The organism is Magnetospirillum sp. UT-4 (assembly GCF_902729435.1).
Lineage (GTDB): Bacteria > Pseudomonadota > Alphaproteobacteria > Rhodospirillales > Magnetospirillaceae > Magnetospirillum.
The window spans coordinates 1-17891 of record NZ_CACVCG010000013.1 but is presented as its reverse complement, the minus strand read 5'-3'; the positions used below and the strand labels follow the sequence as shown (position 1 = coordinate 17891).

The following is a 17891-nucleotide window of genomic DNA, read 5'->3' as shown; positions in this document are numbered from 1 at the left end:
GAACTTGGGGGCGGGCGGCGAATGGTGCCACGCGGAATCGGCCGGGGCAACCATGCTGGGCACCGGCGCTGTCCTGGAGTATAGAACCGGCATGAACGACGCACTCGCCGGCCACCCCTGCACGGTCCTGGTCAATGCCCTGCACGCGAAAAGCGGGGGCGGCGTCACCTACCTGCGCGCCATGCTGCCGCAGCTGGCGACGGACGGGCGACTGGAACTGGTGCTGCTCGGCCACCGCGACCTGCTGCACCTGCTGGAGCCGCTGGACGGGCGCATCCGGGTCCATCCGGTCGAGCTGCCCGGCGGCATGGTCCGCGAGATGCTGTGGGAACAGCTGCGCCTGCCGGCGGTGGCGCGCGGGCTGGGGGCCGACGTGGTGTTCTCGCCGGCCAATTTCGGGCCGCTGGCGGTTCCGAATCAGGTCATCGTGCTGCGCAACGACGTCACCGTCGGCCGCGACGAACCGCGCCTGGCCAAGAAGCTCTATTGGTGGGCGCTGGCGGCGCTCACCTGGGCCTCTCTCGCCCGGGTGCGTCGCGCCGTGGCGGTGTCGGCCTATGCCGCGGAGCGGCTGTCCTTCGGCTTCGGCGCCAAGGTGCGGGTGGTCCATCACGGCGTGGCGCCCGCTTTCTCTCCCGATCCGGCGGTGCGGCGCGAGGGCTTCCTGCTCACCGTCTCGGACGTCTACGTGCAGAAGAACCTGCTGACCCTGGTGCGGGCCCTGGCCGGCCTGCCCGGGATCGAGCTGAGGGTCGCCGGCCGCATCGTCGATCCCTGGTACCACGCCCAGGTGATGGCCCTGGCCGCCGAGCTGGGGGTGGCGGACCGGCTGACCTTCCTCGGCCGGCTGGACGAGGCGGCGCTGGTCGATCTCTACCGCCGCTGCGCCGCCTTCGTCTTTCCCTCCACCGCCGAGACCTTCGGCAATCCGCTGGTCGAGGCCATGGCCTGCGGCGCCCCGGTGGCCTGCTCGAACGCCGCCGCCATGCCCGAGATCGTCGGCGACGCGGCGCTGCTGTTCGATCCCCTCGACGCCGCGGCGATGCGCGAGGCGCTGGCCCGCCTGCTCGGCGACGCGGACCTGCGCGGCGAGCTTTCCGGGCGGGCCCTGCGGCGCGGCGGCGCCTTCTCGTGGGCCGCCACGGCGCGGGCCACCGCCGACCTGCTGGTCGAGGCCGCGCGCGGGTGTTGACTACGGCGCGTTCCCCGGCAACAGTGCCGGCTTGCCTGGATGAGGATCGGATCTGCCCTTCATGAGCACCAACCCTTCGGTCGCCGTCATCGGCCTCGGATATGTGGGATTGCCGCTGGCGGTGGGCATCGCCCGCCATTTCCCGACGGTGGGCTTCGACATCGCGCAGCCGCGCATCGACGAGCTGCACAAGGGCTTCGACCGCACCGGCGAGGTGGACGCGGCGGCCTTGCGGGCCTCGACCATCCGCCTCACCGCCCGTCTCGACGACATCCGCGGCTGCGGCGTCTACATCGTCACCGTGCCGACCCCGGTCACCGACGACAACGAGCCCGACCTCGGCCCGGTGCTGTCGGCCTGTCGCTCGGTCGGCGGCGCCATGGCCAAGGGCGCGGTGGTGGTGTTCGAAAGCACCGTCTATCCCGGCGTCACCGAGGACATCTGCGGCCCGGCGCTGGAGCAGGCGTCGGGACTGAAATGCGGCACCGACTTCTTCCTCGGCTATTCGCCCGAGCGCATCAATCCCGGCGACCGCGAGCACACGGTGGACCGCATCACCAAGGTGATCGCCGGCCAGACCCCCGAGGTCACCGAGCTGCTGGCCCGCGTCTACGGCGCGGTGACCACCGGCGGCGTGTTCCGCGCCGCCTCGATCCGCGTCGCCGAGGCGGCCAAGGTGATCGAGAACGCCCAGCGCGACATCAACATCGCCTTCATCAACGAGATCACCATGATCTTCCAGAAGCTGGGGATTTCGGTGCACGACGTGCTGGAGGCCTCGGCCACCAAGTGGAACTTCCTCAACTTCAAGCCCGGCCTGGTCGGCGGCCACTGCATCGGGGTCGATCCGTTCTACCTGGCCCGCTGCGCCCAGGACAACGGCCACCACCCCGAGATCATCCTGGCCGGCCGCCGCATCAACGACGGCATGGGGCCGTGGGTGGCCGGCAAGGTCTCGGACCTGCTGGGGGCGAAGTCCCGCATCCTGGTGCTCGGCCTGACCTTCAAGGAGAACGTGCCCGATTTGCGCAACAGCAAGGTGGTGGACGTCATCCGCGCCCTGCGCGAGCGCGGCCACGGCGTCGATGTGCACGATCCCTTCGCCGACCCGGCCGAGGCGGAACATGAATACGGCGAGACCCTGATCCCGTCGCTGGATGGGCTCGCCGGCTACGACTGCATCGTCGGGGCGGTGCCGCACGCCCCCTATTGCGCCTTCACCGCCGAGCATTTCGGCACCCTGCTCAAGCCCGGCGGGCTGGTGGCCGACGTCAAGGCGCTGTGGCGCGGGCGCGCCCTGCCCGAGGGGCTGCGCCTCTGGTCGCTGTGAGTCGGATACTCTTCATCACCGCCAGCCGCATCGGCGACGCCGTCCTGTCCACCGGCCTGCTCGCCCATCTGGCGGCGACCCGGCCGTGGGCCAGGTTCACCGTGGCCTGCGGCGCCTCGGCCGCCGATTTGTTCCGCCCGGCTCCCTTCGTCGAGCGGGTCATTCCCATGGTCAAGCGCAAGCGCTCCGGCCATTGGCTCGATCTGTGGCGGGCCACCGTGACCACCCCGTGGTCGCTGGTGGTGGATCTGCGCGGCTCGGGCATCGGCTACGTGCTGCCGACCCTGGAACGCCGGGTCCTGCGTTCGTCCTGGGAGCCGAAGCATCGCCTGCTGCACCTCGCCTCGGTGCTGGGGATCGAGCGGCCGCTGGCGCCGGTGCTGTGGAACAATCCGGCGCAGGAGGCCGAGGCGGCGCGGCTGATCCCCGCCGGCGGCCCGGTGCTGGCGGTGGGGCCGACCGCCAATTGGGGGGCCAAGCAATGGCCGGCCGAGCGCTTCGCCCGGGTGGCCGAGGCCGTGACCGCCGCCTCCGGCATCCTGCCCGGGGCGCGGGTGGCGGTGTTCGGGGCCGAGGCCGAGCGCGAGTCGGTGCGGCCGCTGCTGGACACCCTGCCGGCGGAGCGGGTCATCGACCTGATCGGCAAGACCGACCTCGCCACCATCCACGCCTGCATCCGCCGCGCCGATCTTTATGTCGGCAACGATTCCGGGCTGATGCACATCGCCGCCGCCTCGGGCACGCCGACCTTGGGGCTGTTCGGCCCCAGTTCCGAGCTGTTCTACGGGCCGACCGGCCGCCATTGCGCCGCCGTGCGCGGCCCGCGTTCGTTCGAGGACATCTGCCACGCCCCGGATTTCGACCATCGCAGCGGCGACTGCATGATGCTGGACCTGGAGGTGGAGCGGGTGGTCGCGGCGGCCGAGGATCTGTGGCGCTCAGCCCACGCCTGATTGCCACCACGCCCGCAGCGCCGCCGCCTCGGGCGCCAGCAGCGCGCCGGCATCACCGGTGAAGGCGCGCCAGTCGTCCACCAGCGCGGCGGGGACGGTGGTCAGCAGCGGCACGCCCTCGGACATGGCCTGCAGCATCTCGGCGGCCAGGCCGCCGCCGCTTTGCTCGGCCTTGCCGTACTTGTTGACCATGACCAGCTCGACCCGGGCCTCCACGGCCCGGCGCACCGCGCCCGACGCTTCCGCCAGCGCCGAGGGGTCGAGCGAGCACGAGGACGACCCGCTGCCGAGATCCTGGCTGATGGACAGGTGCCGGCCGCTGTCCAGCTCGACCACCTCCATGCGGCACTTGCAATGGTCGGGGCCCGGCACCGTCCGCTGCAGCAGCCCGCCCAGGCGCACGCCGGCGGCGGCCAGCTCGGCGGCGAAATCGCGCAGCAGCGCTTCCACCGGCTGGCCGGGGGCGTAGACGACGGCGGCGATGGCGGGACTGGGCGCGGGCATGGCGCGATACTATCTGATACCGTACTGCGAAGAGAACCTCTCTTCGCAGTACGGTTAGGCCCAAGGGGCCGCGCGGCTTATGCCGCGGAAGCCAAGGGTTTCGGAGAAACCCGCCCGGCGCCTGAGGGCACATAAGGAAGAAGGCTTGACCAAAGCCAAGACTCGTTTTCGGCGGCTCGCTTATCCTAGAGTGGCGGGCAGGAACGGGAGGACCAGGTGATCGACCCCTTTGGCCGTCAGGTCACGTATCTGCGCGTCTCGGTGACGGATCGCTGCGACCTGCGCTGCGTCTATTGCATGGCCGAGGACATGGAATTCCTGCCCCGGGGCGACCTGCTCAGCCTCGAGGAACTGGAGCGCCTGTGCGCCGCCTTCGTGCGCAAGGGGGTGCGCAAGCTGCGCCTGACCGGCGGCGAGCCGCTGGTGCGGCGCGGCATCATGGGGCTGATCGGCCGCCTGGGATCGCTGATCGGCGACGGCCTCGACGAGCTGACGCTGACCACCAACGGCACCCAGCTGGCGAAATACGCCGACGGCCTGGTCGCCGCCGGCATGCGCCGCATCAACGTCTCGCTCGACACCCTCGACCCCCACCGCTTCGCCGCGGTCACCCGCCGGGGCCGCATCGACCAGGTGCTGGACGGCATCATGGCGGCCAAGGCCGCCGGGCTGGCGGTCAAGATCAACACGGTGGCGCTGAGGGGGGTCAACGACGACGAGTACGAGCGGCTGGTGGAGTGGTGCGGCGCCCACGGCTTCGACCTGACCCTGATCGAGACCATGCCCATGGGCGAGGTCCACGCCGACCGCGTCCAGCAATACATCCCGCTGTCGTCGGTGCGCCAGCGGCTGGAGCGCAGCTTCACCCTGGCCGACAGCGACCACCGCAGCGGCGGTCCGGCCCGCTACGTGACGGTGGCCGAGACCGGGCGCCGGCTCGGCTTCATCACCCCGATGACTCACAACTTCTGCGAATCCTGCAACCGCGTGCGGGTGACCTGCACCGGCACCCTCTACATGTGCCTGGGGCAGGAGGACGCCGCCGACCTGCGCGCCCCCTTGCGCGCCTCGGAGGGCGACCACCTGCTGGAGGCGGCCATCGACGCCGCCATCGGGCGCAAGCCCAAGGGCCACGATTTCATCATCGACCGCGCCGCCGGCCCGACCATGGCCCGCCACATGAGCGTCACCGGCGGCTGAATGGCGTTTCCTGCCGCGATGCGGTAAGGTCGCGTATGAGCTTCTCCAAGGTCGCCTTCGTCGCCGCCGAGACCGAGGCCGCCCAGGCCGCGTTGCCGCGCCTGCTGGCGCACTATCCGCACGTGCCGCCGGAAGAGGCCGATGTGATCGTCGCCCTGGGCGGCGATGGCTTCATGCTGGAGACCTTGCACCGCTGGATCGACCGCCGGGTGCCCATCTACGGCATGAACCGCGGCACCGTCGGCTTCCTGATGAACGTCTTCCGCGAGCATGGGCTCCAGGAGCGCCTGGCCCGGGCCGAGGCGGTGCGGCTGCACCCCTTGCGCATGCGCGCCCGCCTGGCCGATGGCAGCGACATCGAGGCGCTGGCCATCAACGAGGTGTCGCTGTTCCGCGAGACCCGCCAGGCGGCCAAGATCCGCATCCGCATCGACGGCAAGGCGCGGCTGGAGGAACTGGTGTGCGACGGCATCCTGGTCGCCACCCCGGCCGGCTCCACCGCCTACAACCTGTCGGCCCACGGCCCCATCGTGCCCTTGGGCTCGGGCATCCTGGCCCTCACCCCCATCTCCGCCTTCCGCCCGCGCCGCTGGCGCGGCGCCCTGCTGCCCGACCATGCCAGCGTGGCGTTCGAGGTGCTGGAGGCCGACAAGCGCCCGGTCTCGGCGGTGGCCGACTACACCGAGGCGCGCGACGTCGCCCGGGTCGAGGTCAGCCGCGCCGCCGACCTCACTTTGACCCTGCTGTTCGATCCCGAGCATTCGCTGGAGGAACGCATCCTGGCCGAGCAGTTCCTGCCCTGACAAAGCCAGCCCTCCCCCCTTGTGGGGGAGGGTTGGGTGGGGGGGAACCGCGTCGGCGCATCAGTGTGCGACTCCACCCCGCCCCCGACCCCTCCCCATCAAGGGGAGGGGAGAAGCGACGCAACATTGCCCCCACCCGAACGCCGTGGCACCATGCGCGCCGTTGTTATGGCGAAAGGGTGCCGGTCTTGGGTGTTTCGTGGTCGTTGGGTTCCTGGTTGCCGGTGCTGCGCCGCCTGCCCGGTGAGGCGCGGGGCCAGGTGGCGCTGACCATCGACGACGCCCCCAACCCGGACACCACGCCGGCGCTGCTGGACCTGCTGGACCGCCATGGCGCCAAGGCCACCTTCTTCCTGTCGGGCTGCCGGGCCGAGCCGAACCGCGCCATCGTCGCCGACATGGTGGCGCGCGGCCATGCGGTCTATGCCCATGGCTGGGAGCATGTGCGCCTGGACAAGGCCGGTCCCGACCGGCTGCGCGCCGACATGGCCGCCTGCGAGGCGCTGCTGACCGAATTCCGCCCGACGCCGTCGCCCTATCTGGTGCGTCTGCCGCAGAACGGCGGCTACCGCAATTCCCTGGTCCACCGCACCCTGGCGGCCTGGATGCCGGGCTGCCAGTTCGCCCATTGGGGCCTGTCCACCGAGGATCACCTGATCTCCACCCGCTGCGCCTCGGAGTCCGACGTGGAGCGTGAATGCGCCGCCGAGGTGGCGCGCCTCGAGGCCGATCCCCGCCTCGAGGGCGCGGTGGTGCTGATGCACGACCAGCCCATCAACGAGCGCCCAGGGGCCGCGTTCAAGCCGGCGGTGACCATCACCCTGATGCGGCTGCTGCTGCAGGCCCTGGACCGGCGCGGCCTGGTTTCCGTCCCCATGGTTCCCGCGCCCGGTGCGGCGTGGTGGACCCGCTACGCCCTGGTCTGACGCCCATGCGCATCCTCCACACCATACCGGGACGCAATTGGGGCGGCATGGAGCATCGCACCATCGAGCAGGTGCGCTGGCTCGAGTCCCACGGCCACGCGGTGTGGCTGGCGGCGCCCGGCGACGGCGAGCCCTATGGCCGCGCCCGCGACCTCGGCCTGCCGGTGCTGGACTTCGATTTCGACCGCCCGTGGCGCCCGGCGACCATGATGGCCCTGCGCGCCCTGGTGCGCGAGCGCCGCATCGAGGTGATCGATTCCCACGTCACCCGCGACGCCAAGGCCGCGCTCGGCTGCATGGATCTGTGCGCGGTGGTGCGCTCGCGCCACGTCAACCAGCCCCTGAAGCCGTCGCTGATCCGCCGCCTGCAATGGCGGCTGTCGGACCACGTCATCACCGTCGCCGAATGCACCCGCGACCACCTGATCCATATCGGCCTGGCCGATCCGACCCGGTCCACCGCCATCGGCGGCTGGGCCGACGAGCGCTTCTTCGACCTGCCCGACCCGGTCGCCACCCGCGCCCGCCTGCGCGCCGAGATCGGCCTGGGCGCGGGCGCCACCGTGCTGCTGTGCGTCGGCATGCTGCGCCCCGACAAGGGCCAGGACCATCTGGTCGCGGCGCTGGCCCTGCTGAAGGCGCGCGGCGTCGAGCCCTCGGTGGTGCTGGCCGGTTCGGCCACGGCGGAGAGCGCCGGGTACGAGGCGGATCTGCGCGCCGCCGCGTCGCGGCTGGGGCTGGACGCCAGGTTCCTGGGCTACCGCGACGACGTGTCCCAGCTGATGCAGGCCGCCGATCTGGTGGTGATCCCGTCGCTGACCGAGGCCCAGCCCCGCGTCGCCGTGCAGGCCTTCGCCACCGGTAAGCCGGTGGTGGCCAGTGCGGTGGGCGGTGTCCCCGAGATCGTCAAGGACGGCGAGACCGGCTGGCTGGTGCCGCCGGCCGATCCGGTGGCGCTGGCCGACGCCATCGCCGCCGTGCTGGCCGATCCCGCCACCGCCGGCCGTGTCGCCGCCAACGCCCGGCGCATCGCCGAACAGGCCATGCGCTTCGACCACCGCATGGCGCAGACGCTGGAGATCTACCGCATCGCCATCGCCCGCGCCCGCCGGCGACCCGTTCTCCGCGCCCGCGAGGTGACGCCATGAAGGCGCTTGACGTCTATGCCGCGCCGCGCCTCGACCGGCCCCAGGTCAAGCGCAAGCACCTGGAGCAGTTCGACCGCGAATTCCTCCGCCCCGCCGCCGCCACCCCGGCCATGGCGGTGCTCGAGATCGGCTGCGGCACCGGCATCTTCCTGCGCTACCTGAAGGCGCGCGGCTTCTCCGACGTGGTCGGGCTCGATGCCGATGCCGGGCTGGCGCCGGTGCTGGACGACCTGGCCGGCTTCGAGGTCCGGCTGGAGGATGCCGCCGGCTACCTGAACCGCCTTCCCGGTCCGCGCTTCGACCGCGTCGCCCTGTTCGACGTCGCCGAGCACCTGCCGCTGCAGGCGCTGGTGGCGCTGATGAAGGACATCCACCGGGTGCTCAGGCCGGGCGGGCGGGTGGTGCTGCGCAGCCCCAATTGCGGCTCGCCGTGGGGCCTGAAGATGCATTTCGACACCTTCGACCACGTCACCCCCATCACCGCCGGCCGCCTGCGCGAGCTGGCCGCCGCCACCGGCTTCGAAGCGGTGGCGGTGTTCGGCGGCACCACCGGCGGCAGCGCGCTGAAGCGCCTGGCCGAGCGCGGGCTGCACGGGCTGCTGTCGCGGCTGCTGACCTATCGCCCCGATTTCTGGGAGGCCACCGTGGTCGGCGTGCTGGAGAAGCGGGGATGAAACTCTCCGCCCTGGTGGTCGCCCACAACGAGGAGAAGCGCCTCGCCGCCTGCCTGGAGACGCTGGCCTTCGCCGACGAGCTGGTGGTGGTGTGCGACAAGTGCACCGATTCCACCCCCGCCATTGCCCGTTCCTTCGGCGCGCAGGTGGTGGAGGGGAGCTGGGACATCGAGGGCGACCGCCGCAATACCGGCATCAATGCCTGCACCGGCGACTGGATCCTGGAGGTCGATGCCGACGAGCACGTGCCCCCCGCCCTGGCCGCCGAAATCCGCCGGGTGATCGAAGCGTCCCGGTCCGACTGGCACGAGATCCTGGTCGACAACTACATCGGCGAGCGGCTGGTGCGCCACGGCTGGGGCGCCAGCTACGGCAAGGCCGCCTATCCCGGGCTGTTCCGCAAGGGCGCCAAGGTCTGGGGCCGCGACCGGGTGCATCCCTCGCTGACCTGGACGGGGTCGAAGGGGGCCATGCTGAAGAACCGGCTCGACCACTACGTCGATCGCGACATCTCGGACATGATCCGCCGCCTCGATTCCTATTCCACGGCCAAGGCCCGCGACCTGCGCGACAAGGGCGAGACCTGGGGCTCGACCGCGTCCAACCTGCGCCGGCTGGTCAGCCGCTTCTTCAAGTGCTATGTGCGGCGCGGCGGCTGGCGCGAAGGCGGCTACGGCTTCATCATCGCGGTGTGCGCCGGGCTTTATCCGCTGCTGTCGCACTTCAAGGCGAAATACGAGAAGGAGTGACCGTGGCGCGAGTCGTGATGGCCGATGACGGCATCTCCTTCGACGGCCGCACCCTGGAGGAGCGGCCGCTGGGCGGGGCCGAGACCAGCTTCATCGAGATGGCCAACGCCCTGGCGGCGCGCGGTCACGACGTGCTGGTGTGCAACAAGTGCGAGGCCGAGGTGACCCATCGCGGCGTCACCTGGCGGCCCATATCCCAAGGCGTGCCCGACGATGCCGACCTCTACATCCCCAATCGCGGCGACAAGCTGCTGACGCGGTGCCGGGGCGCCCGGCGGGTGATCTTCTGGATCCACAACCCCGCCGGCTACCTGCTGAAATGGCGCTACCAGTGGAAGCTGGCCTGGCGCCGGCCGGTGATCGTGTTCTCGGGCGCCAGCCATGCCGGCACCTATCCCGGCTGGGCCTTCGCCGGCGGGCGCGAGATCGTGCCCTACGGCCTCACCGACCTGTTCGCCCATGCCGGCGAGCGCACGGAAGCGCCGCCGCCCCGGGCGGTGTTCACCTCCAACCCCATGCGCTCGCTGGACTGGCTGCTGGACGTGTGGGAAAGCCGCATCCGCCCCCGGGTGCCGGCGGCCGAGCTGCACGTCTTCGCCGGCATGGCCACCTACGGCGCCGCCGGCGCCGCCAAGGCCGGCCGCATGGGGCCGGTGCTGGAGCGGGCGGCGGCCATGGCGGGGCAGGGGGTGATCCTGCGCGGCCCGGTGCCCAAGGCGCAGCTGGTGGACGAGCTGGCGGCGGCGCGCGCCCTGCTGTATCGCGGCGACATCGGCGAGACCTTCTGCTCGGCGGTGGCGGAGGCCCAGGCCATGGGCCTGCCGGCGGTGCTGGAAGACATCGCCTGCATGACCGAGCGGGTGGTCGAGGGCCGCACCGGCTGGGCGGTCCGCGGCGCCGAGGACTTCGCCGACAAGGCGGTGCGGGTGCTGTCCGACGATGCCCTGTGGCTGGCCATGCACAGGGACTGCCTGGCGCTGCAACGGTCCTGGGGCTGGGACCGGGCGGCGGCGGAGTTCGAGCGGATCGCGGCGATCGGCGCTTGAGCGTCCTCCCCCCGGTGGGGAAGGGAGCTATCCTATTCCGGAACGATCAGGTCCACCGTCTCGCGGGCGACGCTGATTTCGGCCGGCAGGCGGGCCACGATGTCGCCGTCGCCCTGCAGGGGCGCGCCGCGCGGGCCGCAGATGACGATGCTGTCGGCCGAGACGTGGGTGACCTCGGGCAGCGACGACAGCTTGTTCATGGGCAGCGCCAGGCCGTAGCGCATCGCGCCGGCGACGCCGCTCCGGGGCAGGATGCAGACCTCCAGCTTGGGCCGGTCGAGGCGGGCGCCGGGGGCGGCGATGAAGGGACCGCCGTAGTAGCGGCCGCGGCAGGCCACCGCCATGCGGCCCTCGTAGGTCTCGCCATTGGCGCGGATGGTGAGTTCCGGGAAATCGTAGCCGAAGGCCTGCTTCACGCTTTCCACCACATAGGCGAGCTTGCCGGTATGGCGCTTCAGCGCTGTGCTGACCCCGGCCACCACATGGGCGTCCAGGCCGGCCCCGGCCATCAGCAGGAAGTGGCGGCCGTTGGCCATGCCCAGATGCACGGTGCGGGCAGGACCCTCGGCGATGGACTCGGCGATGCGGCGGGTGTCCTTGGGGTCCAGCCCGATCTCGAGGGCCAGGACGTTGGCGGTGCCCAGCGGGATCACCGCCAGCGCCAGACCGCCGCCGCCGGCCACCATGCCGTTGACCACCTCGTTGACGGTGCCGTCGCCGCCGGCGGCGGCCAGCACGTCCCAGTCGTCGGCGCAGGCGTTGCGGGCGATTTCCTCGGCGTCGCCGCGGCAGCGGGTCTCGCGGGTCTCGACGGCGCAGCCCAGGCGGCGCAGATGCCCGATCACCGTCTCCAGCCGTTTCCTGCGATTGCGGCCGGCGGTCGGGTTGTGGATCACCAGCACCCGTCGCGGCTGCGCCGGGGCGATGAGGGGGCTATCCGAATGGGTCATAGCATGTGCCAACATGGTTGGGGATATAGCGGCAAGGGGGGATGAATACGCAGTGAATTAATTGTTACAGGCTCACTGCAATTTGATGAACTTTTGGTTCGTCGCCACAATCTATATGTACATGGCCGCAGCCCGAATACTAAAACGGCTCAAGTTCACCACGCGGTACTGCATGCGGGCTTGATGTCCATGACCGCCGACACCCTTCCGACCCGGCGCTACCGCGCCATCTGGATTTCCGACGTCCACCTCGGCACCCGCGGGTGCAAGGCGGAATACCTGTTGGATTTCCTCAGGCACACCGAATCCGACACCCTGTATCTGGTCGGCGACATCGTCGATGGCTGGCGGCTGCGCAAGGGCTGGTTCTGGCCGCAGGCCCACAACGACGTGGTGCAGAAGGTTCTGAGGAAGGCGCGCAAGGGCACCAAGGTGCTGTTCATTCCGGGCAATCACGACGAATTCGCCCGCGACTATGCCGATCTGAAGTTCGGCGACATCGAGGTGGTCCGCGAGGCCGTCCACCAGACCGCCGACGGAAGGCGGCTGCTGGTCATCCACGGTGACGCATTCGACGGCGTGGTGAAATACGCCAAGTGGCTGGCCCACCTGGGCGACACCGCCTACACCCTGGCCCTTTGGCTGAACCATTGGTTCAACGAGGCGCGGCGCCGGCTGGACCTGCCCTACTGGTCGCTGTCGGCCTACCTGAAGCACAAGGTCAAGAACGCCGTCCAGTACATCGACAATTACGAGCACACCATGGCCGAGGAGGCCCGCCGCCTGGGCGTCGACGGGGTGGTGTGCGGCCACATCCACCATGCCGAGATGCGCGATCTGAACGGCATCGTCTACTGCAACGACGGCGACTGGGTGGAAAGCTGCACCGCCCTGGTCGAGCATGCCGACGGCCGGCTCGAGGTGCTGCACTGGCTTGCCGAAGCGGCCGTCAGCCTGGCCGCGCCGTCCCCGCCGGCCAAGGACAAGGCCAAGGAGATTGAATGCGAATACTCGTCGTCTCGGACGCCTGGCTTCCTCAGGTCAATGGTGTCGTTCGCACGCTTGATACCCTGAGGGGCGAGCTGGAAAAGGACGGCCACGAGGTGGTCCTGGTCACCCCCGACCGCTTCCGCTCCCTGCCCTGTCCCACCTATCCCGAGATCCGTCTGGCGGTGAAGCCGGGACGCAAGGTGGCGCGCCTGATCCAGGCGGCGCAGCCCTGCGCCATCCACATCGCCACCGAAGGGCCGCTGGGCTGGGCGGCGCGGCGCTATTGCCTGAAGCGCGGCATCCCCTTCACCACCGCCTACCACACCAAGTTCCCGGAATACATCCAGGCCCGCTGGCGGGTGCCGTTGGCCCTGTCCTACGCGGTGATGCGGCGCTTCCACGGCGCCTCGTCGCGGGTGATGGTGGCGACCAAGGGCATCGAGGACGAACTGGTGCGCCGCGGCTTCCGCAACATCGGCCGCTGGTCGCGCGGCGTCGACACCGAGACCTTCCGCCCGCGCCCCGAATGCCGCGGCGAGGACGGGCCGCTGGCCGGCCTGCCGCGCCCGATCTTCCTTTATGTCGGCCGGGTGGCGGTGGAGAAGAACATCCAGGCCTTCCTCGACCTCGATCTGCCGGGGTCGAAGGTGGTGGTGGGCGACGGGCCGCAGATGGAGGCCCTGCGCCGCAAGCATCCCGAGGTGCGCTTCGTCGGCGCCCGGTTCGGCGAGGACCTGGCCTGCCACTACGCCGCCGGCGACGTCTTCGTGTTCCCGTCGCGCACCGACACCTTCGGCCTGGTACTGCTGGAGGCACTGGCCTCGGGCCTGCCGGTGGCGGCCTATCCGGTCCCCGGCCCGCTCGACGTGATCGGCCAGTCGCCCGCCGGGGTGCTGTCCGAGGATCTGCGCCAGGCGGCGCTGGACGCCCTGACGATCACCCCCGAAACCTGCCGCGCCCACGCCCTGTCCTTCTCGTGGACCGCCTGCACCCGCCAGTTCCTCGACAATCTGCGCCCGTTCGAGGCAGGCCGCCTGCGCAGCGCGGCGTAGGCCCTTAACCCTTCTCGCCGATGGCGTGGCTGCATTTCGGCTGCGGCGTTTCCAGCCGGCCGTGCTCCAGGCGCAGGGTGCGGGTGGCGATCCGGCGGCGGAAGTGGGGGTCGTGGGAGATGACGATCATCGCCTGCTTCAGGCCGCCCAGGATCTCCACGATGCGCTCGGTGGTGGGCTCGTCCAGCGCGTTGGTGGGCTCGTCCAGCAGCAGCACGTCGGGGTCCATGGCCAGCACCGCCGCCAGGGTCACCAGCCGCTTCTCGCCGCCCGACAGCTTGTGGGTGACGCGGTCGTGCAGGTGGCCGAGGCCAAGGCGGTCCAGCACATCGGCGACGATGGCCCTGGCCTCGGCCCGCGACCGGCCCAGGTTGAGCGGGCCGAAGGCGACGTCCTCGGCCACCGTCGGGCAGAACAGCTGGTCGTCGGGGTCCTGGAACACCAGGCCGGCGCGCCGGCGCACCTCGTGGAAATCGGCCTCGGCCTTGCGCTCGCCGCCGAAGGCCAGGATGCGCCCCTGCGACGGGCGCAGCAGCCCGACCACCAGGTGGAACAGGGTGCTCTTGCCCGCCCCGTTGGCGCCGGTCAGGCACAGCCGCTCGCCCGCCTCCAGCCGGAGATCGACGCCCTTGAGCACGGGCGGCCGGCCGGGATAGCCGAAATGAATCCCCGACATCTCGATCAGCGGCGACATTTACAGCATCTCCACGGCCACGGTCATGGCGCAGGCGGACAGCACCAGGGCGGCGAACGCCCAGTCCCGCCCACCCAGGCGGAAGTCGTCGAACAGCGGGAAGGTGCCGGCGAAGCCGCGGCAGGTCATGGCAGCGAGGATGCGCTCGGAGCGCTCGAGGGCGCGCACCAGCATCATGCCGACCAGATAGCCGAAGCTGCGCAGCGTGTGCAGCGACGTGGACGGGCGGAAGCCGCGGGTGGTCATGGCGGTGCGCAGCCGCTGGTATTCCTGGTGCAGCACGTCGATGTAGCGGACCGTGAACAGCAGCAGGTGGACCAGATTGGCCGGCAGCCGCAGCCGGTGCAGCGCATGCCCCAGCGTCACCGGCGACATGGACCCCACCAGGGCCAGCAGGGCCAGCACCACCGCATTGGCCTTCAGCGCGATCTCCAGCGCGCGGTCCAGCCCCTGGCGGCTGGCCGGGAAGCCGGCGAGCTCGAACACGACGTCGCCCGGCATGGTGAAGGGCAGGGTCAGCAGCATGACCACCACGAACAGGTCCATGGCGGCCATGCGCCGGAGCGTCGCCGCCACCGGCAGGCGCGCCAGCAGCATCAGGGCGAAGGCGAAGCCCAGGCCGAGGCCGAGGGCCGCCGGCTGACGGCACGACACCACCGCGACGGCGAAGACGACGGCGGCGACGATGCGGGCGCGGGGATCGACCCGCCCGATCGGACCGGCATGATCGTGGTCATCGCCGTCCAGGACCGCCGCCATGTCAGCCCTGCCGCAGCTTGCGCCGCGCCGCCAGGTAATAGCCCAGTCCGACCAGCCCGATGATGTAGCCGATCCCGCCCAGGACCGCCTGCAGATCGTTCTTCTCCTTGTAGGCGGCGATCTCGCGGCGCAGCGGCTTGATCTCGTCGCGCACCGCGGCGGCGACCAATGCGTGGATGTCGGCAGCCCCGGCGGCGCCCGCCGGTGCCGCTGGCGCCGGACTCTCGGCCGGGGCACCAGTTGCTCCTGGCATATCCGCCGCCGCCAGGATGGTCTCGGCCACGTGGCCGGCGCCCAGATCGGCGCGGAACACATGGGTCACCGCCTGGGTCGGCGTGAAGCGGAAGATGCCGTCGGAATCGGTGCGGGTCTCGCCCAGCCTGGCGCCGGCCGGGTCGAACACCTCGACCAATGTGCCGGCCGGCGCCATGTCGCCGCTGGAGAAGCCCACCTCGCCCTCGATCAGCGCGCCCTCGGCATAGGCCGAGGCCACCACCTTGTGCGCCTGGGCCGGCCCGGCCGCCACGCAGGCCAGCAGCAGGGCCACGGCGGCGAGAGCGTCACGCATGGCCGGCCTCGGCCTGCATCAGCCCGAACAGCTCGGGCTTGACCCTGCGCGCCAGCAGCACCGCGGCGCCCGACAGCAGCGCCTCGACCGCCATCACCGGCAGGTGGGCGAACAGCACCAGCTGGGCGGCCGGCACGAATTCGGCGCCCGACAGCGCCAGCGCCAGCGCCACCGCGCCGGCGGTCAGGGCGATGGCCGCGCCGCCGCCCACCGCGCCCCAGATCGCCGCCCCGTGGGGAGACTCGGCGGCGATGCCGCGCCGGCAGGCGTAATGCACCAGCACCGCCGGCAGGGCGATGGCGACGGTGTTGACGCCCAGCACCAGCAGCCCGCCGAAGCCGAAGAACACCGCCTGCAGCAGCAGCCCGACGAACAGCGCCGGGAAGGCGGCCCAGCCGAGCACCAGCCCGGCCAGCCCGTTGACGATCAGGTGGACGCTGGACGGCCCCACCGGCACATGGATCAGCGAGGCGACGAAGAAGGTGGCGGACAGGATGCCGGCCGCCGGAATCTTCTCGATCGTCAGCCGCCGCAGCCCCAGCCCGATGCCGGCGGCGGCGAGAACCGCGCCGCCGACCAGCACAGGCGCGGACAAGGCACCATCGACGATATGCATGGGAAACCTCCTTCGGCCTGTCCTATTGCACGTCGTGGGCGCGCACCCACAGCACGGCGTCCTGCGACATCTCCTTGCCCTGGTGCTGCCTGGCCGGCCCCGCGCCCAGCGCGGCGAAGCCCCAGAAGCCGGCCTTGGGGATGCCGAAGGTGAACATGCCGGCATCGTCGGTGACCGCCACCACGGCGCCGCCCGGCATGGGCGAGGCCTTGGGCGGACCTGCGCGGTTGGCCTTCATGTCCGGCTCGGCCGCCATGTATTCCACCTCGACCCCGATCCCGGCCGCCGGCTTGCCCTCGGCCAGCACGCGGCCGGTGAAGGTGGAGCCGGCCAGGATGTTGGTCGGCTTGTTCAGCGGCACGATCTCGGTGGGCAGGCCCACCGGCTGGTTCCAGCCCGAGGGCACGCCGCCCTTGTTGATGAAGGCCTTGGTGATCTGCTGGATGAAGACGTCCTCGCTGCGTTCCAGATACGGGGCGGGAGTCAGCACCAGGACGTAGTCGCCGTTCTGCTTGACCGGCACCGAGGCGTCGTAGGCCTTGGCGCTGTTGGCCGCCCCCTGGAAGGTGATCGGCTTCAGCCGCCCCATCAGGTCGGTCCTCGCCCCCTTGTGGACCACGAAGAACGAGAGCGGCGGCTCCATGTCCATCACCGGGCCGTTCTCGAACGGATGCCAGAACACCAGCTTGAGCGGCAGCTCGCCGGCCCTGGCGACGTTGACCTCGGGCGTGTGGATCAGCTGGAAATGCGCCTGGGCGGCGGTCGCAGCAGTGAGCGCGGCCAGGGCCGCGACGGCGAAAACGGTGTGCTTCATCGGCTATCCCCCTGACGGATCGCCCCCATGGCGGGGCGGTGGTTCGGGAGACGCTTGAGGGGGAACCGGCGGGGGTTTCCGGACGCGACCGGCACGGAAACCCGACACCCACAACGCCCACCCCGGCGTCCATGCGGCTTCAGCGGCCTTGCGGCCGCCGGCGTGGGCAGGTCTCCTGGCTCGCGGGTCGTCGCCTGCGCCCTGCCTTCCCGGGCGAATGCCCAGTGGCGTTGTCGGACGCGAGCTCGCCGCTCACAGTTGCGGGGGCAGCCACGGATGAGGGCCCCTGTCTGGGTCGTCCCTTACCGTGTTCCCTTTTAATCCCATCGGGCTTGGCCCGAACGGGAACCATCACGCAGGGCAAGGGCTACACCCAATGCCGCGGGGGCGTCAAGGTGGAGATAGGGGGGGGAATGACTGCCCCCGTTTTCGGGGCTTGTCTGTGGCCCCCGTTTTTTGCGAATGAAGTCTACGGACTCGTCCACTACGACCATGTCAATGGTGCGTTGACTGAACATGTCTTAGCCCTTCAAATGAGACGCGTATATGAGACCCATCATTTACGCTCGTTTATCTTGACTGCGCCGCCAGGTATCGCTTCCTTAGATGAACTGTTGTCTGGTCGATACTAGGATACACCGTGGTGGTATTTATATTAAGGCTATCTAGCTGCCGCACGATATGCTGCTTATTTGTAATGGTTATACGGGCAATCTCAATGCCCTCCTGCCCAGCCTCAGGGAGCGCGGCCTCATGGCCGAAAAGCAAAAAGGCGCCTGATTGTGATTTGATACGGGTATTGGTCCGTTTTGCCTTTACGCAGACGATTGATCCGAGATCGTCCGGGACAATACGTCCTTCAAAAAAACCCTTCTCCGACTTGATATGATGTAGCAGCCTCTGGGCTACTCTAGCCCGTCCTA

Annotated in this window: 20 protein-coding genes and 1 riboswitch; of the genes, 12 read left to right on the top strand and 8 right to left on the bottom strand. The window is 70.3% G+C overall.

The window, feature by feature from the left end; translation table 11 throughout:
* Window positions 1–91 precede the first annotated feature (91 nt).
* From MTBUT4_RS00780 to MTBUT4_RS00770, 3 genes are all read left to right on the top strand, one after another.
* Window positions 92–1192, top strand: a complete 1101-nt coding sequence (locus MTBUT4_RS00780) for a glycosyltransferase family 1 protein (RefSeq protein ID WP_173977757.1) — start codon at window positions 92–94, stop codon at window positions 1190–1192.
* Between the two features lie 61 nt (window positions 1193–1253).
* On the top strand, window positions 1254–2522 hold the full coding sequence (locus MTBUT4_RS00775) for a nucleotide sugar dehydrogenase (RefSeq protein ID WP_173977756.1): 1269 nt from the start codon (window positions 1254–1256) through the stop codon (window positions 2520–2522).
* A complete protein-coding gene (locus tag MTBUT4_RS00770; protein WP_173977755.1) occupies window positions 2519–3475 on the top strand; it encodes a glycosyltransferase family 9 protein in 957 nt (318 codons plus the stop codon). Before MTBUT4_RS00775 ends, MTBUT4_RS00770 begins: the two co-directional genes overlap by 4 nt.
* On the opposite strand, the gene MTBUT4_RS00765 is transcribed toward MTBUT4_RS00770, so the two are convergent.
* On the bottom strand, window positions 3461–3979 hold the full coding sequence (locus tag MTBUT4_RS00765) for a DUF2478 domain-containing protein (protein ID WP_173977754.1): 519 nt from the start codon (window positions 3977–3979) through the stop codon (window positions 3461–3463). The two genes, MTBUT4_RS00770 and MTBUT4_RS00765, sit on opposite strands and share 15 nt — an antisense overlap.
* A 216-nt stretch (window positions 3980–4195) precedes the next feature.
* Between MTBUT4_RS00765 and moaA the strand changes: the two genes are divergently transcribed.
* The 7 genes from moaA (at window position 4196) to MTBUT4_RS00730 (ending at window position 10525) form a co-directional block, all read left to right on the top strand.
* The gene (gene moaA / locus MTBUT4_RS00760; RefSeq protein WP_173977753.1) at window positions 4196–5179 is read left to right on the top strand and encodes a GTP 3',8-cyclase MoaA; all 984 of its coding nucleotides are present in this window, start codon (window positions 4196–4198) and stop codon (window positions 5177–5179) included.
* A 35-nt stretch (window positions 5180–5214) separates the two neighbouring features.
* Window positions 5215–5982 (top strand): NAD kinase, encoded by a 768-nt coding sequence (locus tag MTBUT4_RS00755; protein WP_173977752.1) that lies wholly within the window; start codon window positions 5215–5217, stop codon window positions 5980–5982.
* 206 nt (window positions 5983–6188) lie between these two features.
* Window positions 6189–6908 carry a polysaccharide deacetylase family protein gene (locus tag MTBUT4_RS00750; protein WP_254434684.1) on the top strand — a complete coding sequence of 240 codons (720 nt, stop codon included), beginning with the start codon at window positions 6189–6191 and terminating at the stop codon, window positions 6906–6908.
* A 5-nt stretch (window positions 6909–6913) separates the two neighbouring features.
* Complete coding sequence (locus MTBUT4_RS00745) at window positions 6914–8056, top strand: glycosyltransferase family 4 protein (protein ID WP_173977750.1); 1143 nt, start codon at window positions 6914–6916, stop codon at window positions 8054–8056.
* The gene (locus MTBUT4_RS00740) at window positions 8053–8730 is read left to right on the top strand and encodes a bifunctional 2-polyprenyl-6-hydroxyphenol methylase/3-demethylubiquinol 3-O-methyltransferase UbiG (protein ID WP_173977749.1); all 678 of its coding nucleotides are present in this window, start codon (window positions 8053–8055) and stop codon (window positions 8728–8730) included. The genes MTBUT4_RS00745 and MTBUT4_RS00740 overlap by 4 nt, the downstream gene beginning before the upstream one ends.
* On the top strand, window positions 8727–9479 hold the full coding sequence (locus tag MTBUT4_RS00735; protein ID WP_173977748.1) for a glycosyltransferase family 2 protein: 753 nt from the start codon (window positions 8727–8729) through the stop codon (window positions 9477–9479). The genes MTBUT4_RS00740 and MTBUT4_RS00735 overlap by 4 nt, the downstream gene beginning before the upstream one ends.
* A gap of 2 nt (window positions 9480–9481) precedes the next feature.
* Complete coding sequence (locus MTBUT4_RS00730; protein ID WP_173977747.1) at window positions 9482–10525, top strand: glycosyltransferase; 1044 nt, start codon at window positions 9482–9484, stop codon at window positions 10523–10525.
* Between the two features lie 32 nt (window positions 10526–10557).
* On the opposite strand, the gene MTBUT4_RS00725 is transcribed toward MTBUT4_RS00730, so the two are convergent.
* Window positions 10558–11475, bottom strand: coding sequence for a diacylglycerol kinase family protein (locus MTBUT4_RS00725; protein ID WP_173977746.1), 918 nt, complete (start codon window positions 11473–11475; stop codon window positions 10558–10560).
* A 189-nt stretch (window positions 11476–11664) separates the two neighbouring features.
* Here MTBUT4_RS00725 and MTBUT4_RS00720 point away from each other — a divergent pair, with 189 nt between their 5' ends.
* Entirely contained in the window at window positions 11665–12549 is an 885-nt protein-coding gene (locus MTBUT4_RS00720) for a UDP-2,3-diacylglucosamine diphosphatase (RefSeq protein WP_173977745.1), read from the top strand.
* Complete coding sequence (locus MTBUT4_RS00715; RefSeq protein WP_173977744.1) at window positions 12477–13517, top strand: glycosyltransferase family 1 protein; 1041 nt, start codon at window positions 12477–12479, stop codon at window positions 13515–13517. Before MTBUT4_RS00720 ends, MTBUT4_RS00715 begins: the two co-directional genes overlap by 73 nt.
* A gap of 4 nt (window positions 13518–13521) precedes the next feature.
* Here the strand turns inward: MTBUT4_RS00715 and MTBUT4_RS00710 are convergent, their stop codons facing one another.
* From MTBUT4_RS00710 to MTBUT4_RS19230, 6 genes are all read right to left on the bottom strand, one after another.
* A complete protein-coding gene (locus MTBUT4_RS00710) occupies window positions 13522–14211 on the bottom strand; it encodes an energy-coupling factor ABC transporter ATP-binding protein (RefSeq protein ID WP_173977743.1) in 690 nt (229 codons plus the stop codon).
* A complete protein-coding gene (gene cbiQ / locus MTBUT4_RS00705) occupies window positions 14212–14970 on the bottom strand; it encodes a cobalt ECF transporter T component CbiQ (protein WP_173977742.1) in 759 nt (252 codons plus the stop codon).
* Window position 14971: 1 nt separating this feature from the next.
* On the bottom strand, window positions 14972–15538 hold the full coding sequence (locus tag MTBUT4_RS00700; RefSeq protein ID WP_173977741.1) for a cobalt ABC transporter permease: 567 nt from the start codon (window positions 15536–15538) through the stop codon (window positions 14972–14974).
* Window positions 15531–16154 carry a cobalt transporter CbiM gene (cbiM, locus tag MTBUT4_RS00695; RefSeq protein ID WP_173977740.1) on the bottom strand — a complete coding sequence of 208 codons (624 nt, stop codon included), beginning with the start codon at window positions 16152–16154 and terminating at the stop codon, window positions 15531–15533. The genes MTBUT4_RS00700 and cbiM overlap by 8 nt, the downstream gene beginning before the upstream one ends.
* A gap of 22 nt (window positions 16155–16176) precedes the next feature.
* Window positions 16177–16968: a DUF4198 domain-containing protein gene (locus tag MTBUT4_RS00690; protein WP_173977739.1), complete on the bottom strand. Its 792-nt coding sequence runs from the start codon at window positions 16966–16968 to the stop codon at window positions 16177–16179.
* Between the two features lie 147 nt (window positions 16969–17115).
* Window positions 17116–17336: riboswitch (cobalamin riboswitch) on the bottom strand.
* A 202-nt stretch (window positions 17337–17538) separates the two neighbouring features.
* Window positions 17539–17891, bottom strand: a 353-nt coding sequence (locus MTBUT4_RS19230; protein WP_217424083.1) for a hypothetical protein, incomplete at its 5' end; no start/stop codon positions are given.

What these genes read in the sequence shown, in the direction of transcription:
- cbiM (WP_173977740.1), bottom strand. Translation starts at nt 16,154, where the DNA reads ATGCATATCGTCGATGGTGCCTTGTCCGCGCCTGTGCTGGTCGGCGGC.
- MTBUT4_RS00690 (WP_173977739.1), bottom strand. Translation starts at nt 16,968, where the DNA reads ATGAAGCACACCGTTTTCGCCGTCGCGGCCCTGGCCGCGCTCACTGCT.
- MTBUT4_RS00735 (WP_173977748.1), top strand. Translation starts at nt 8,727, where the DNA reads ATGAAACTCTCCGCCCTGGTGGTCGCCCACAACGAGGAGAAGCGCCTC.
- MTBUT4_RS00755 (WP_173977752.1), top strand. Translation starts at nt 5,215, where the DNA reads ATGAGCTTCTCCAAGGTCGCCTTCGTCGCCGCCGAGACCGAGGCCGCC.
- cbiQ (WP_173977742.1), bottom strand. Translation starts at nt 14,970, where the DNA reads ATGGCGGCGGTCCTGGACGGCGATGACCACGATCATGCCGGTCCGATC.
- MTBUT4_RS00745 (WP_173977750.1), top strand. Translation starts at nt 6,914, where the DNA reads ATGCGCATCCTCCACACCATACCGGGACGCAATTGGGGCGGCATGGAG.
- MTBUT4_RS00765 (WP_173977754.1), bottom strand. Translation starts at nt 3,979, where the DNA reads ATGCCCGCGCCCAGTCCCGCCATCGCCGCCGTCGTCTACGCCCCCGGC.
- MTBUT4_RS00710 (WP_173977743.1), bottom strand. Translation starts at nt 14,211, where the DNA reads ATGTCGCCGCTGATCGAGATGTCGGGGATTCATTTCGGCTATCCCGGC.
- MTBUT4_RS00715 (WP_173977744.1), top strand. Translation starts at nt 12,477, where the DNA reads ATGCGAATACTCGTCGTCTCGGACGCCTGGCTTCCTCAGGTCAATGGT.
- MTBUT4_RS00720 (WP_173977745.1), top strand. Translation starts at nt 11,665, where the DNA reads ATGACCGCCGACACCCTTCCGACCCGGCGCTACCGCGCCATCTGGATT.
- MTBUT4_RS00725 (WP_173977746.1), bottom strand. Translation starts at nt 11,475, where the DNA reads ATGACCCATTCGGATAGCCCCCTCATCGCCCCGGCGCAGCCGCGACGG.
- MTBUT4_RS00775 (WP_173977756.1), top strand. Translation starts at nt 1,254, where the DNA reads ATGAGCACCAACCCTTCGGTCGCCGTCATCGGCCTCGGATATGTGGGA.
- MTBUT4_RS00780 (WP_173977757.1), top strand. Translation starts at nt 92, where the DNA reads ATGAACGACGCACTCGCCGGCCACCCCTGCACGGTCCTGGTCAATGCC.
- MTBUT4_RS00700 (WP_173977741.1), bottom strand. Translation starts at nt 15,538, where the DNA reads ATGCGTGACGCTCTCGCCGCCGTGGCCCTGCTGCTGGCCTGCGTGGCG.
- MTBUT4_RS00740 (WP_173977749.1), top strand. Translation starts at nt 8,053, where the DNA reads ATGAAGGCGCTTGACGTCTATGCCGCGCCGCGCCTCGACCGGCCCCAG.